The sequence below is a fragment of the uncultured Dokdonia sp. genome (assembly GCF_937910895.1).
GTDB lineage: Bacteria > Bacteroidota > Bacteroidia > Flavobacteriales > Flavobacteriaceae > Dokdonia.
The window spans coordinates 55,468-71,966 of record NZ_CALEMI010000138.1 but is presented as its reverse complement, the minus strand read 5'-3'; the positions used below and the strand labels follow the sequence as shown (position 1 = coordinate 71,966).

Annotated in this window: 11 protein-coding genes; 1 reads left to right on the top strand and 10 read right to left on the bottom strand. The window is 34.8% G+C overall.

The annotated features are described in order from the left end of the window. The 7 genes from Q0505_RS16355 to Q0505_RS16325 all read right to left on the bottom strand — a co-directional run. On the bottom strand, positions 1 to 159 hold a 159-nt coding region (locus Q0505_RS16355; protein WP_299215194.1), incomplete at its 3' end, for an RNA methyltransferase substrate-binding domain-containing protein. Between the two features lie 86 nt (positions 160 to 245). Continuing rightward, positions 246 to 1,016 (bottom strand): DUF6503 family protein, encoded by a 771-nt coding sequence (locus Q0505_RS16350; protein ID WP_299215191.1) that lies wholly within the window; start codon positions 1,014 to 1,016, stop codon positions 246 to 248. A 68-nt stretch (positions 1,017 to 1,084) separates the two neighbouring features. After that, positions 1,085 to 2,062, bottom strand: coding sequence for a hypothetical protein (locus tag Q0505_RS16345; protein WP_299215188.1), 978 nt, complete (start codon positions 2,060 to 2,062; stop codon positions 1,085 to 1,087). A gap of 27 nt (positions 2,063 to 2,089) precedes the next feature. Continuing rightward, a complete protein-coding gene (locus Q0505_RS16340) occupies positions 2,090 to 3,793 on the bottom strand; it encodes a SusD/RagB family nutrient-binding outer membrane lipoprotein (protein ID WP_299215185.1) in 1,704 nt (567 codons plus the stop codon). Positions 3,794 to 3,816: 23 nt separating this feature from the next. Continuing rightward, a complete protein-coding gene (locus tag Q0505_RS16335; protein ID WP_299215182.1) occupies positions 3,817 to 7,062 on the bottom strand; it encodes a SusC/RagA family TonB-linked outer membrane protein in 3,246 nt (1,081 codons plus the stop codon). A gap of 439 nt (positions 7,063 to 7,501) precedes the next feature. After that, complete coding sequence (locus tag Q0505_RS16330; protein ID WP_299215179.1) at positions 7,502 to 9,550, bottom strand: FG-GAP-like repeat-containing protein; 2,049 nt, start codon at positions 9,548 to 9,550, stop codon at positions 7,502 to 7,504. 16 nt (positions 9,551 to 9,566) lie between these two features. Continuing rightward, entirely contained in the window at positions 9,567 to 10,691 is a 1,125-nt protein-coding gene (locus Q0505_RS16325) for a hypothetical protein (protein WP_299215177.1), read from the bottom strand. Between the two features lie 419 nt (positions 10,692 to 11,110). On the opposite strand from Q0505_RS16325, the gene Q0505_RS16320 reads away from it, so the two are divergent. Beyond that, positions 11,111 to 11,566: a Na(+)-translocating NADH-quinone reductase subunit F gene (locus tag Q0505_RS16320; RefSeq protein WP_299215175.1), complete on the top strand. Its 456-nt coding sequence runs from the start codon at positions 11,111 to 11,113 to the stop codon at positions 11,564 to 11,566. Positions 11,567 to 11,897: 331 nt separating this feature from the next. Here the strand turns inward: Q0505_RS16320 and Q0505_RS16315 are convergent, their stop codons facing one another. From Q0505_RS16315 to Q0505_RS16305, 3 genes are all read right to left on the bottom strand, one after another. Next, positions 11,898 to 13,739 carry a cytochrome c peroxidase gene (locus tag Q0505_RS16315; protein WP_299215173.1) on the bottom strand — a complete coding sequence of 614 codons (1,842 nt, stop codon included), beginning with the start codon at positions 13,737 to 13,739 and terminating at the stop codon, positions 11,898 to 11,900. 95 nt (positions 13,740 to 13,834) lie between these two features. Further along, positions 13,835 to 15,397, bottom strand: a complete 1,563-nt coding sequence (locus Q0505_RS16310; RefSeq protein WP_299215170.1) for a hypothetical protein — start codon at positions 15,395 to 15,397, stop codon at positions 13,835 to 13,837. Positions 15,398 to 15,936: 539 nt separating this feature from the next. Beyond that, positions 15,937 to 16,176 (bottom strand): hypothetical protein, encoded by a 240-nt coding sequence (locus Q0505_RS16305; RefSeq protein ID WP_299215168.1) that lies wholly within the window; start codon positions 16,174 to 16,176, stop codon positions 15,937 to 15,939. Positions 16,177 to 16,499 lie beyond the last annotated feature (323 nt).

Genomic DNA, 16,499 nt, shown 5'->3' with positions numbered 1-16,499 from the left:
ATACGAAGTTTGTATCCCATTTTTTTTGATAAGAGTATTTAGTTCGCTTGTTAGATTGTTTGTAAGTCCTCTTTGTAGATATACTTTATCAATTTCTTTTCCAGCTTCAATAGCCTCTATAATAGCTCTAGTGCCAAATATTTGAAGATTTTTTTCCATGAGATAATGTTTTAGAAACTAGCTTTTTTAGTTTTTGCAAAGAAACTACATCTTATGTGTAGTTTCTATTTTTATGGTACTAAAATCTAAGATTTTTGTTTTACCCTAATAGAATCAAATTTTACGGTACGTATTACTTTTAAATCACTCTGATTAAATTTAGAATAGAATTGTTCTAACGGTGTGATCGTATCATTTGCATGAAATAAGATATAATCTTGAAATAATATACCCTTGATTTTTCGAGGTTGTATCATTCTTCTAAATTGAGGTTTTGACCCACTAAGATCGTGTTGTAGTGCTACGTAACCTATTTCATAAGAATCTATATCGATATACAGTAAAAAATGATCTTCAGGGAGATCTGGTATTTTTGTAAACTGAACATCTAAGGTATAATATTCTTTTTGACGAATCGTTACGTTAGCTTGTTTAGAAATAATGACATCATTAGCCGTTAAATTAAATGGAATCGAAAAAGTATATAAGAAACCAAATAAACTTATCTCTGCCATTCTTTTAGAATAGGATTCTTCCGATTGTAGCGAATCATTTATAAAGTATTGAATATTTCCGTATTTATATGATAACGTATGCGTATCTGAATCTAGCTGACGTATTTGCTTAAAATTTGCTCTACCAGTATCATATTGAAGACTAAAAGATGTTTTATCAATTTTAAATTCAATAAATGAATCTTTAAGCAATTGTTCACCTCCATGAGCATCTATTGTTTTTTGAAGTAGCTCATTTGCGGATATCTCGCTTGTTATTGATTTATTTGATGTGGAATTGTTTTTAGGTTTACAGCTAAGTGCTACCAAAACAATTGCAATGGTCAAGTATCGTGTTTTCATAGGAAAAAAAAAGGCTACCTAATTTTAATTAGGTAGCCTTTGGTATTTATGTTTAGAAATAAATTCTATTACTGTCTTGTTAATGTAAGAACAGATGTGTAAGGAGCACTTGGACAAGTACTTCCACTATCTCCAGCTGTAATTATAAATCCAAGAGTGAATTCACTATCATCAGCAGGATCGTAGGCTCCAAAGGTAGTTCCCATAGAATCACCTTGTACAGCTCCACCACATCCTACTCCTCCTCCAAGGGCTTGATTAGGTAAAAGTGTTTGACCACAAACTAAGTTAAAGTTAATAGGTCCAACAAAAGTTCCAAATTCAGGTAAGAAAGGAACAGCTAGTATAGTTCTTGCTGTATCGCCTCCACCACTAACTACAGAATATACACCTTCAGAAAAATCTTGTGTAGCTCCGAAATCTGGAAATACACCAGAAGTTACTACAAGATTATAGTCACCTATAGCAAAAGCTGAGTCTACTGGACATGTAACTGTCGCAGTATATTGGAAAGGAGAATTAAAGAATCCCCCAGTAATGATTCCACCAGCATTGTTTGATGAAAATACACGACCATCCGTTAAGGTTAATGCAAGGCGTATTGTAAATGTATCACCTCCAAAAAGTTGATCTCCAGTTACTCCAGCACCTGCGTTTAAAACATCAGCAGGAACCTCTAATGTGTATCTAGGTAAACCAAAAGGTCCATCTTCAAATTGCTCAGCAGTGATAGTTGTTATAGCAAATTCATTAAAATTTGCTCCAGCAGTATCACCATCATTTTCAGAGTTATCAGCAAACGTAGCAAATACATCTACACTTTGTAATAAATCTCCTCCAAATTCATCTTGCTCCTCTAATTCAACAGCAAAACCTGCATCTAATCCAATAGGAAGTTCGTTTGAGATTATTTGAATTGTACGAAGTACAGCTCCAGTTTCTACAGTGTCTTGAACAACTACTGTAACGTTTTCTTCATCATCATCACAAGAACCTAGACCTAATGCTAAGATTCCCATAAAGACATATTTATATAAGTTTTTCATATTTAATTTTACTTTTTAAATTAAAATTTAGTTTGCAGCAGGGAATCCAGTAAAATCAGCTGCAGATGGAGGATTGTTATCCCAAAATACCTGAACATTCTGATTTGGCTTTTGACTAATATTTGGATTTGCTACAACTTCATTTGCAGGATATGGTACTGAACGTACAAATGGTCCTGGGTTTGGCTCTAAGTTAGGAACTAACGTAGTAGGGTAACCAGTTCTTCTGTAAAAGTTATATACTTCTGCTCCGCCACCATATTGAGTTACATATAAATTTTCAGCAAGTACATTCCATTGATCATCTCCAGGAGCAGCAGCGTTAAATGCAGCAACTTGAGCATCAATAAATGCAGTTACATCAGCAGCAGAAGCTTCAAAAGAAGCATCACGACTTGCATCTAATGCAGCAAAACCTAATACTTTATCAGTAGATTTTGTGATTGCACTTTGCATTAATGCAGCTGCAGCAGGCGCGTTGTTTTGAGCTAATCTAACTTCTGCTCTCATAAAATCAACATAAGAAGCAAGGATAAAAGGCTCTATACCAGCACCACCACCACCTAGACCTAAACCTACGTTTTTGAATGTATTATCATCAAAGAACCCAGCAGCTGGGTAAACACCTACAGCAGTTCTAAAGAAGCTATCAGGAGGAGTTCCTTGATCATCTCCATGTGGACGACCCCAATACCCATCTTCTAAGAAACAAAAGATATCACCAAAATTACCATTTGGATTATTTACATAATGTACAGGAGGTGCTATTAAAGAACAAGATAATGTTTGTCCGTCTCCATCAGGGTCACAAGAAGCACCTGGTGTACAATCGTTTTGTCTGTAGAAGTAATAACGGATTCTTGGGTCATCACTTTCTATCATTTGATTCATTAACCAATTTGATTGGTATAACGCAGCTCCAGAAGGAGTATAATCAGCAGCATAATCAGGATGACGACCATCAGGATTTACATCATTCGTAACGTAGTTATACTGAAAATCATCATCGTTAGACGATATGAAATTTCCTGTAGACTCAATAGATGTAAAAGTAGCTAAATCTCCAGTTGTCAATGCAGCCTTCATTCTTAGCGTTCTGATAAGTTTTATATATTGATCACCATTAGCAGCAGCGCCTGTATTATAAAATAAATCCGTACCGACAGCACCTCCTGCAAATAAAGATTGTGCTTCAGTTAAAAGTTCTAAAGCTGCCTCATAAACAGAAGCTCCTGGATCTACATTAGGTGCAGGGAATTCTTCTGGATTGTTAGCTTCAGAAAAAGGAACGTCTCCAATAAAGTCAACTAAAAGCATCATATTATGAGCTAAAAGTGTTTTTGCAACCGCTTCTTGATAATCTAAAGAACCGTCGCCAGCAGCAGCATTGAGAGCTTCTATTGCAAACGTATTAGGAATCATTCCTCTAGTACCTGTCGTAGAATATGTTCTAGTCCAGACAGCGTTTACAGACACAGGTGTAATTCCATTGAAATAATCTCTAGAGAAAAACACATTAAGCCTCGTTAATGAAGATGCTTGACCATTAAAATAGCCCATATTAGATAAATATCCAAGTTGTACTGCATTTAATAGTAAATCAGGATCAGCTTGGTCTTCGCTCAATCCATTAGGATTTTCTACCAGTTCAAGCTCTATAGTCTCACACGAGTAAAACATAGCAGAACTTGCAACTGCAATTGCCATTATATATTTAATTATTTTTTTCATAATTATAATTTAAATTTTTTCAATTAAAATGATGCTTTAACACTTACACCGTAACGCTTAGATGATGGTCCGTTAAGGAAGTCAAATCCACGTCCGTTACCTACACCTACACCTGCTACGTTTGGATCAAAGTTTGCTCCATCTGGTGTATTGTATGCGTCATACCAAAGGTTAAATCCACTAGCCGTAATGCTGAATGAACCAAATGGTGTTTTCTCTAAATATTTCTTAGGTACATTATAACCGAAAGAAACTTCTTGAAGTCTAACGACAGATCCATCATATACTTGTAATTCAGATGGGCCGAACAATATGTTTGAGAAGTAATATTGTGAGTTGTTAATCTGAGTTTGGTTTGGAGTTGAATTTCCAGCAGCATCAACATTTACACCAGGAAGGATAAATGTATTTTCTCTATCTTCAGTTTCAACAATCAATCCACGTCCTAGAAGTACAGATATAGTTGATGCATATATGTCTCCTCCTTTTGTATGATTAACTTGGAATCCTAAATTAAAATTCTTGTATGATAATGTATTGATAAAGTTCATTACATAATCAGGTTGTGGATTTCCGATGATTGGTTGGATATTACGTCCGTCGTCTAAAGTAATGTCAGTTTGGCTTACATAATTACCCGCTGCATTTACAACAAAATTACCATTATCATCTCTTAAGATACGATCTCCAACGATTACACCTAATTGCTCACCTTGGATAGCTGCATTTCCTAAATTTCCAAATCCAGCATATACAATAATGTCATCAGCTTGCTCAGTTACGATTTGCTCAGACTGTGTAAAGTTAACTCTTGAATTCCAGTTGAAACCATTGTTTTCACTTTGAAAAATGTCAACACCTAAATCAACTTCCCATCCATCACCTTCTACTTTACCAATGTTAGATTGTGTTTGAGTAAAACCTGTTGATGGTGCTAAGTTTTGGAATACAATTAAGTCTTCAGTTGCACGATCAAAATAAGATACATCAAGACTGATTCTATTTTTCCATAAACGAGCATCAAATCCTACTTCAAATTCACTAATAAGCTCAGGCTTTAAATCTAGATTTGCTCTAAAGTTATCTATAGAGTTAGTTACTAAACCTTGTTGTTGTATATTCAATGTTTGTATAACATTTTGAGTTGTAGGGAATCCTCCAGGGAATCCAGCAGATGTTCCGATACCAGCTCTTAATTTCAAGTAGTTGAACGCATCACTTTTTAAACCATCAAACGCTGCTGTTGGTAAGAAAGAAATACTAGCACTTGGGTAGAACTGAGAGTTGTTCTCAGTAGGTAAGTTAGAAACCCAGTCATTACGCCCAGAAAGTGTTATGAACGCAAAATTATCATAATCAAAATCTGCTTGAGCTAGTACCCCAACAATATTTTGAAAATCTAAATTTTGTGTAGCCACTACTTGTCTGAAGTTTTGATGTAATTGAACTCCAAATACGATTTGATCTGTACTATTGATACTGAAACGTTCTCTTTGTCTAGATCTAGACGTAGCACCAGCTATAAAAGTAAGTCCAATTTTGTCACTAAGCTCATAATCACCGCTTAAAGCGACATAATGATCCCAGATTCTAGTATTAATATCACCAGTATTATACTCACCACGGATATCATCACGTGCAGCACCTAATACTCCTCCTTTATTAATATAGCTTTCGTTTCTTTGGTTAAAGAAATCAACACCCGCTCTATACTGAACATTTAAGTTATCAGATATAGAATAATCTAGCGTTGCAGTTCCAAATACACGATGTGTTAATTGAGAATCTTTTGCATTAGCCACAATCCAGTTAGGGTTGTTAATGTCATTACCATCACGATAGTAGATGCTTCCACCTGTTTCAGGAATCTGAAAAGGAAGATTTGCTAAATCTACGTTACGAGGTGTAAAGAATACATTTGCAAATACAGAGAATCCTGTAGTACCGTTTCCTAAAGAAGCTGCTACTGGAGGGATTGAAAAGTCAGTTCTAGCAAAGTTTAAAGATCCTGAGATTGTAAACTTGTTAGATAATTGAGCTCTACCACCAATAGATAAGTTATTTCTTCTTATTGTGTTTCCAGGGATAAATCCTTGATCATCTAAGTGTCCGTAATTTACATTGTAAGATACTTTTCCGTTTTCTGAACTTCCATTTATATTTATAGAAGTATTAGAAACAGCACCAGTTCTAAAGAATGCAGATACGTTATCATAAGGTCTCCAATCGTATCGTTGACCTTGGAATTCTTGAAATAAGATGTTGTTACCATTCAAAAATCCTTGTAAGAAAGAAGAAGAAGAGTAAGGGTGCTCTACAGTACCATCAGCATCAATTAATTGAGCAGGATCATTTAAGTATCCATCAACCCCACCAGCAGTAAAAGAAGGTCCCCAGTTTGAGAAGAACCATCCAAATGATTGATCAAAACCTCCACCGTATGTATTTTGGTAATCAGGTAAAGAAGCGATTTCATTTGCAAAATAAGACTGGTTAACTGTGATTTCTGTTTTCTTAGGACCTTGTCCTTGAGCAGAAGCAGATTTTGTAGTAATTACGATAACCCCATTACGTCCTTGAGTACCATATAGAGTAGCTGCTGCTAATCCTTTAAGTACGTTTACGCTTTCAATATTGTTTGGGTCAAGATCTAAGAAACGAGAAGATCCGTTGTTACCGTTTGCAAAGTTTCCATCAGCGTTTGTGTCACTACTAAAAGGAACACCATCTACGATAAAAAGTGCTTGGTTGTCACCATTAATAGAGTTGTACCCACGAATAACAACATTTGTTGCAGATCCTGATGCACCACTCTGAGAAGTAATAGCTACCCCAGATGCTTTACCTGAAAGTATACGTCCTACATCACCTTCTGTACGATTTTCGATTTCTTCTGAAGAAACTTCACTTACAGCATATCCTAACGCTTTTTTCTCACGCTTAATACCCTGAGCAGTTACGATTACTTCTTCAAGTTGATTGTCTGAAGCAAGAGTAACATTAATTGTAGTTTTATTACCTACAGTAACTTCTTGATTTGAATAGCCTACATAACTAAAAACAAGCACATCATTTGGGCTTGCTTGAATAGTATAGTTACCATCAAAATCTGTTTGAGCTCCAGTCTGAGTTCCTTTGATTAAGACACTTGCCCCAGGCAATGGTCCGTTTTCTTCAGAAACAGTTCCGGAAACTGTTGTTTGTGCAAATGAAACTTGCACGACAAACGCTAACAAGAGCGTTAAAATTCCACTAAACTTTGTTTTCATTTTTATAAATTATTTGAATTAGCCAATGTCAAAAATCACAATAAAAAGTTAATTACACAACTATTTACTCCTAAATTTTAGAATTTTTAAATATATCTGAATATTGTATGAGACGTATTTAAAATTAGAGTTCCAGCTATACAGTATACTTTGATCTGCAAACTGGCCTTTATAAAAGTACGTATTGTAATGAATAAGAATTCCTAATTCTTTAACAATAGCCTATAAATAATCATATTTGTTGCATATTAACTTTTTGTTAACAATTTGTGATAGTGGTGTTTATGAAAAATTATAGACATAAAAAGTATGCTTAACTAGTATCTCTACGGCACCTGATCTTAGAGATAAAAAACCCCAAAGAAGTTAACTTCTTTGGGATTAATCTATTTTAGATAAATTTTAAAACTGCTTTAATGCTCTTTTTATAGCGTGAAAATTACTTTTTAAGAAACTGTTGTACGTATGTACTATTTTCTTGTAAGATGCGTATAAAATAATTTCCAGTAGCAAGATTGCTTACATCTATCGTGTTTGTTTCACTCAGTCTAGCATTTAATACACGTTTTCCATCTACTGTAAATACAGAATATATGGCGTTTTTTAATTGAAATGTAGTTTCTAAGTTGATAACGTCACTAGCTGGATTTGGATATATACGAAGATTGTTCCCTGTGATATCATCAACACTTAGAGCTTCATTCTCATTTATGATCAACGTTTCATTAATATTTGGTTCTTCTATAACTGTAATCACTCCAGAAGGCCAATACACAGTTACAGTCTCTATAGACTCATCTTGTCCCAAGCCAAAATGTGTATTAAGTGTACTCATATATCTGAAACCTTCTCCGCTCCTAACATCTCTTATTTGTGTTCCTAATCCTGGAGATGTTATTTCTACACGTGCTCCAATACCATTTCTATTACTTTGATCTCCTATTGTTACAATTTTAATCCAGTTATTATCGTTTCCGTTGTTGAGAAAAAGGCCATTACTGAAAATATCAAGGAATCCATCATTGTTTACATCGCCTATAGCACCACTTTGGGGAACAGTCTGTGAGATGACATTAAAAGATAATCCATCGCCACCATTAAGAAGAATCTGACCATTTGAGAATATATCAATATGTCCATCGTTATTAAAATCGGCAGGTGCGTTTTCTATCCCTAAGGGTGTTCCAGATAAATCTACAGAACCAGAAATATCTGTAAATGTACCATCTCCGTTATTACGCATATATTTTGTAGGTCCGTCAGATGTAGAGCTTGCTCCTATATATCCATCCATGTCTCCATCATTATCATAATCACCCCAAGCAGAAGACCATGTCTGTACAGGGTCAGCAAGATTAACACCCGTATCTCCAGCTACGTTTGTATAGGTTCCATCTCCATTATTTCTATGTAGTTCATTGATTTTTGCTTGCGTATCACCACCTCTACATTTTGCTATAAAGAGATCCATGTCGCGATCATTATCATAATCAATCCACACCGTACCATAATTACCTCCGTTAGACACAAGTCCTAGTCCAGAAGGAATTCCGTCAGGATCTGCTCCTTGATAGAAAGTAAGGTTGCCATCCCCATCATTAATATAATATACATTAGGTTGTACATCGTGACATACAAATGCATCTAAGTTTCCATCATTATTAAGGTCTACAAAATTAGATCGTTGAGAGAAAACATATTCTGGGCCTGATATTTCTGTAAATGCAGTGCCATTATCATTAGCAATCATAAAAGTAACGCCACTACCGCCTCCATATAAAAGATCATTATAGCCATTACCATCTATATCCCCAGCCGCAAGACTCCATGATGGAGTGTTGTCTGCTGCAGTTGTATTAATATTTACAGTGTTAAAACCACCTCCTTCTAATTGATAATTGATATTGATGTTAGTAGCAGAAATAGATACGAGATCATCAAGATAATCTCCATTCATATCTACTACGGCTAATCTAGATCCTGACGTAGAAACCCCTTGAGCGGTAAATGTAAGTTGACTTGGAGGTGGTGCATCTGCTTCACTTATTTCAAAGTCAAAGCCATTAGAAGACCATCTGTTATCCCAAGCAATGTAGTAAGACTCTCCAGCCACTGCTTGAAATGATGCAATAGATAAAAAACCATTTCCTACATCTCCTCCGTCATCATCTCCCACGATACAATTTAAATCACTACAGCTACCTCCATATATTTGAACACGTGTATCACCTCCTGAGTTTACTTCTAGGTCTGATGTTACGGTAACGTATACATCTTCTCCAGCAGGAGCGGTATAGAGATACCATTCTCCATTATTAGCAGGATTTGTGGTTTCTGTGCTACATACGGGAATTGGTGCTTCTCCGTCTATAACGTCTACGGTATGTATTCCAGTGCTTACAGGGATTGCTTCTTCGCAATTTTGACCTGATTGCGCTACTAATACCATAGGTATACATAGCAAAAAGGTGTAAAGTAATTTTTTCATGATTGGTGTAGTTTAGTTATTCACATTCTATGTCTAAGTTGTTTATAAATTCTTCGAGAAGTACTATTGCTTCATCGTGTATAAGTGTTCTTCCTAAAAGTGGCATGCGCACTTCTTCGGCAGTCGTATTCAATCTAAAATACATAGCAGATCGCCCTATGTTGTTAGGCCTAATAATGTGTGAAATTCCATTTCCTAAATCTTCTTCAGGTTCTACACATATTCCAATATTCTCATCAAGAATAGATGATGTATAGTCTAAACGTATGGGTCTGTATGAGCAATGCCCCTCGTCTATATGGCAATGTGCACAATTAATCTCAAAATAACTACGCACTCTCTCTTTTAATGGAGCACTTGTATCTTGCCAATCTACCAAAGCATTTATATCTGTTGGAGCAGATTGTAAATACCCTTCTTCTATCCATTTGTCTAACTGATTTGCTGTGGTGCCGTCTGTGTATGTAAATTGTCTATTAAGGTTTTGAGGTCTTGGTCCAATGGGAACAGAGGTGTCACCTGTCTTATGGCAGGTTTGACATTCGGCTTCGCTTGGTATTCTATAATTAACAGATCTTGTTTCGCCATTTAATTCCCACATGATATCCACATTACTTCCGTCAAGATTGTAGATAGCTTCTGTTTGTGATTCATTCCAAATATAATCTGCAAATTCCCATCCGTTTATCGTGTTTATAAGAAGACGTGTTTCAAGAATACGTCTTGCATTTTGGGGAAGTACATTATCATAGAAGAAATTTTTTATAATAATTGTGCCAACAGGAAAAACTAATAATGTATCATCTGCATCATAAGTAGCTGTAACCCCTTCTGGCATCCATATAAAGCGCTTTTTTTTAGAGTAGTCAGAAAACAGGGTATTTATAAGTGAGTATTCAAGAACGCCATCATTAGGGATTAGGTTTTTTAATTCCCCATCAAAAAAACCATATTCAGATAAGGTTGTAAATGGAACCGCGGTAAGGTCAATAGTGACGCCCATATTATCTGTGCCTCCTTCATCATCAGTCATTATAGGATCATCATCGGTTTCACTTATTGGGATGTAATTGTCATCATTTCCACAGGATAGTAATAGTGTAAAAAGGAATGTAGTAAGTGTTAAATAATATTTACTCATAAGTGTGTGTAATTTTGAGAAATATGGGTTTTTAGTTTATAATTGGTTAAAGAACTAGTAACAAATATAGGAATAGTATTATTTCTAGCATGTAGTCGGTGATGCGAGAGACATAGCGTAGAAAGTGTTATTGTTTTAAATATTATATTGTCAAAGTGTTAAAAATGTATCAATCTGTGATAGCTTACTAAAGTAACAACTTAATGCTAAAAATCCCTACCTACGGTTATGAAAATTAACTTTGATTTTTTGTTCTTATTTTAAATATTAATAATTCTTGTTCTACAGATGATGCAGGAGTATTTTGTCTATTTATACGCTTTCGCGAAAGCGTACTCAGAAAAAGGATCCTTCAGATAGTGTTAATTTTTATGGTTATTCTATGAATTTGTAGTATTTTAATCCGTAAAAAGAATGCTATGTATACGCCTAAAAGATTAGAACAAGCAATTACAAAATTATACACCGCTTTTCATAAAAATACCTTACATCCAGAATGTTGTAAGTCTTGTGCAGTTGGAAATATTCTTGATCATACAGAGGCTTGGAAGCATCTTTCTGATGGTCATGGTTCTATTGTGCTCAACTATGTAGGGAAAGTACATCAAGGATTAGGAAGGAAATTTAATGGATATTCACCTCAAGAATTGTTACAAATAGAAGCTGTGTTTTTAAAAGCTTGTGGTTATACGCTGCCACTTCATCATAAAGGGGTAAAACCATCCAATCCAACAGATAAAGATATGCTGTTTCAAGGACTTTCTGAAACTATTGCTTTTTTATGCACACTTGACGGTGTTACTAATGTGATGGATTATTCAAGATTGTTTGAGTTCAAGGAGGATGAAACTCCTGTGTATGAATTGGTATTTTAATTTTTGTAATACTCTCTATAAGTGTTGATGTATTTTTTAAGGGCTTCTCCTAAAGGCACCGTATCCCATAAATCAATGTCATTTTCTATCACAGTAGGGTTGTAAGAAGACTTGATATCCTTTTTTAAGGAAGCGATGTAGCGGTTATCTTTTGTTGGGATTTTAATAATAGATTGTCTTTCCGTGATTGCATAGTCTCCCTCATAAGAAACATGAAATAAAGGATGCTACTCAAAACCAATAGGCTACTCATTTTAGTACTATCTTATACACGACAGAATCTTTATAACTCTAAGCTACTACTAGTCAAAAAAATATTTGTGTATTTGTGTTAATAAGAATCTACTTGTGTATCGGTTAAGGTCTTTACAAAATCAACAAGTGCTCGTTGCTCTTTATCTGTTAATTTCAAATTGTCAAAAGGTAAAGTTTGGTGTTCTAGATCAAAACCTAATCCACCACCGCCGCCTTTGTTATAGAAGTCTATCACTTCTTCTAAAGTATTATATACGCCATTGTGCATATACGGTGCGGTTAATGATGCATTACGTACGGTAGGGGTTTTAAACATACCTTTGTGTAGGGACTCATTAAACTTCCAGTAATACCCTAAGTCATCATCAAGAGCTCTATTTTCAGAGGTATTAGGAACGCCTATTACTTCGCGTTCTGTCTCTTGAAAAAACGGAGGTACTGTACCATTGGTAAGTGGTATAAAGTGACATGTAGCACAAAGTGCTTTTCCCATAAACAAGTTCATACCTTCTTTTTCACTTTGCGTAAATGTGTCTTCCTCTCCTCTCATATTGCGATCGAATTTTGAATTAAACCCATTAAGAGTTGCTACATACGCAGCAATCGCTTTTATAACATCAATATTTCGATTTGACACTCCGCGGTAGGCTTCTTGAAAAAGATTTTTATATGTAGAATCCTGTAAAATATCTTTTGAAAACGTATGAACATTAGAGTTAAATTCGTCTGTATTTGTAAAAACAGATGACACTTGATCCATCAATGTATGTGAGCGTCCATCCCAAAAGAAATTCTTTTGAAATATGGTATTTATTAAAGTTGGGGTGTTGCGTTTTAAATTATTTCCTTTATTTCCCTTATTTAGCATAAGACCATCCGTGTATGCTTTGGAAGGAATGTGACACGTAGCACATGCCATTTGATTGTTTGCAGATAATTTTTTATCAAAGAATAGTTTTTTACCTAATTTTATTTGTGCATCAGTAGGTTTTTTATTAGTTCCTGAAATAAAGAAAGAGACATTATAACTATCATTTTCAAAGAAAGTAGGTGCATCAAAATTAAATGGTTGGGAGTTTGTACCCTCCCATAATTTAGATGTTTTTCTAATAGCGACCCAAGAGCGTGTGATAGGGTTTAGATATTCTTTGATAAATGTATAGCGATCAAAGCTGTCAAAGTCTGGATTTGATGCGGTATAGTATGTCGCCGCTTCTATCTGTTTTTTGAACGTCATATCTAAATCTTTATTCTTAGATTGAATAATCTTCTGAATGCTTATAACATAGCTATCATATAGGTTTTGTAGTGAGATCCTACTTTCTTGAATTCCTAATTGGCTTACAGGAGTGTCAAATCCTGAGATAGAAAAACTTAATACACGAAATAATTGTTGGTGTGTTGCAATGAAATAACGTTGCGCTGTAAGCTCTCTTTTTTCAATACTTTTTTTAAGACTATTCAATAATCCAATAGTTGTTTTTAACTCGTTTTTATACTGTTTTTTAGAGCTTTCTCCTTCATAAATACTTTCCTCTATTTTTTGTAATCCTATGGGATATAAAGTTTTACCATTGTCTTCTTTATAAATAGGTAGGGCGGGACTGTTAATGCGATGTCCTACTTCAGGATTAAGATACGAAGCATAAGGTTCTGCTTTTTTAAATGCAATACGTATCTTTTTAAATATTTCTTTGGCTTCTGGTGCGTTAGGAGATATGTCTTTTAGGCTATCTAATAAGACAATCGTTTTATTGATTTCTTGTAGATATAATACTTGTGTGCTTTTCCAATCAGGTTCTAAGGTTTGTATGTAAGAAGTATCTTTTGAGTTTTCGTTACAAGAAAAGAAAAATCCAAAAATAAAAATGTTTAAAAGAGAAAATTTGATTTGTGAAGAGTAGTTTATAGTGCTCATAAGAAATAGACATATATGTTAAGAAAGCAACCCTTATAAAGGGTTGCTTGATACTAAAACGAGAATGAAATATAATTGGCTAATACTAGATCTTGTTATCTTGGAAGCCCCCTTAAGATAACCACTTGAGATGCTTGGCGATCTTCATTTGTAGCGTTGATGTGTCCATCTAATCCTGCAAATTCGTCACTTGTCCAATAATGAGGCTGTATGTTTAATAAGAAGGTATTAGGTTCTCCTATTTTATCAGAAATATCGATAAGTGCTCCAAATTCTCCGTTTAATCCAGTGCTATTATTTTCAGCAAGATCCATACGTACAACTAGTTCAAGAACGACTACGGGATTATTTCCATTAATATCTGTTTGATAAATGTAAGCGGCATGCCCTCTACTGAAAGAGTTAGGATCTTCTTGAATATATACAAAGTTTTCTGTTACTGTAATGTTGTCTGGGCTTTGAAGCTCAGGAAGATTACCATCTGCATTGTTAGTATCTGTATTCCCACTTACAATTTGTGTAAGGGTTCCTTCTAAAGGATTTGAAGGATCTAATGTCAATTTATAAACGGTTCCCCAATCGTTGTATGTTCCTTGTCCAGGTCCCCTACCGGTAACAGCTACAAATAGATTTCTTGCATTTGAGTCACTTCCTTTTTGATAATCAATATCTTCTACACGCATAAATTGTGAAGCAAATACATCATTACAGGCAGTTTCCATTTCATTTTTAGTAAGAGAAGCACCGTTTGGAATTTCTACAAACTCAACATCGTATGAGCTCCCAAAATCTAATGACGACTCATTGTATTGCGTATTTGCTACAACATCTTCTACGCCTCCAGCGCCATCAGATATTTGTTTGTAACGTAATACATAGATACTACCGTTATTAAAATCAGCATCTCCATTTGTAGAGTAATACATCGTTATTTGACCTTCTGAACCACTAGAATCATCGTCTCCTCCTATAATTACAGTGGCATTAGGATATGCATTTTGAGGAAGTGGGACTGCATTTTCCCAAGAAAATTCTCCTAAAGCATCTAAACCAAAGTCAGCTTGTGGTGTAGGTGTTGTTACACGGGGATTAATTGCTTTTACGTCGTGACTAATGCTTTCTGAAGCAGATAAAAAAATATCTTCAGAGCCTCCATGGATATCAGCTTCCCACATTGTTGCAGAACATTGTCTTGCAAAATCGGCAACACCAGAGTCTAATAAATAGTCGCCAGAAATAGGAATAAGGTTTTGATCTAAACGGATACGAGCCACAGCATAACTATCCTCACAGTTTGTAACGTATATATATTCATCTCCATCTACTAAAAAACCAGCACCATCGGCAGATCCTGCAAGTTGGAAATTCTCCCCAATTACATCTGGAGTAGAAATTAAAGAATACGCTTGCACATAATTAAATTGAGGTGTAATTGCTACCAACGGAGGAGTAGGGGATTTGTCAGCAAAAATAGTTTCTTCCATAACAAAGTCGTCGCCATCCTGTCCGTCTTGTCCATCGACACCATCCTGTCCATCTACGCCATCTTGACCGTTTATACCATTAAGTCCATCTTCACCGTCTTCACAGCTCGTTATGTGGGTTCCTACAACTACTAACAGTAGTATTTTAAAAAAAAGTAATTTGAAAGTTTTCATGAGTTTTTTGATTTAATAAAGTTGATTATTAATGCTCATAAAATTAATTTCAAAGTCTTGAAAGCTTGTTACGTTAGTATATATTCTAGTTTATAAAAAGGTTGATTTTATGTTACTGATTTTACAGAATCTTAACTTGAAATTTTACAAATCCTTAATCATATCTAAAATTTAGATTCCGAAATTTATAGGTTTTGCTGTAGTGTGCAAGAAACAAATAAGAAGCGCTTTATGAAGACATATTATTAACAATATTTCAAAATCAAGCCTTGTTAAACACATAGAGATAAAGAGTAACGAGATAAGGTACTAAAGAACGACATATGAAGTTTTTAGAAGATTCACAAAAGAGTTGTTTGGATCTTATGGTTTAGCTATGACAGACGGAGATGAGGCTAAAAAAATCATCCAGATATGTAGTAACTTGCACATATCTGAATGATGTTCTTATTTCACTAAACCCTCTATAATTTACTTACTTATAAAGTAGCAGGTAGCTTTTAAAAGCCAACCCAACTATAAAGTTTAATATTATATTTTTAAACTGGAGAATCGCAGTTTTGTCCAACATTCTCTGGGCAGATTCCACCACCGCCACCACCGCCGCCACCGCCGGGCATGATGCATTCTCCATTTACAATGTTACAAACCAATCCATTAGGGCACTGTCCTACTTGACACTGATCTGAGCCGTCAGAAATAAAAGGATTTCTACCTGCGGTAATTCCTTTTAATTCAACACTGTTTAAACTTCTTCCAATTTTTAATAAATCTCTCATAATTTAATTATTTATGATTACTAAAATACCTTGATCGTTTAGAGACATTCAAGGGGTCTGTCTGTTTACTGTGTGTATATCTTTAAACTAAAATGCTATTATTTTTGTACGATCTCATATATTCAAACTTCACTTTTTTTTTAGGGAGATACAATAAAAATTTACAGGAATTCGGCGAATTCAAGTACTTAATTTTAAATACAAATATTTGAAATTTAGTAATTTGAAGTGTTTTTGATTAGAATGTAATAACTGTGGTAAGTTCGTGTCGGTACGATACTATGTTACAGATTTTCTAGTAGGAATTTTTATTTTTTGTCTTA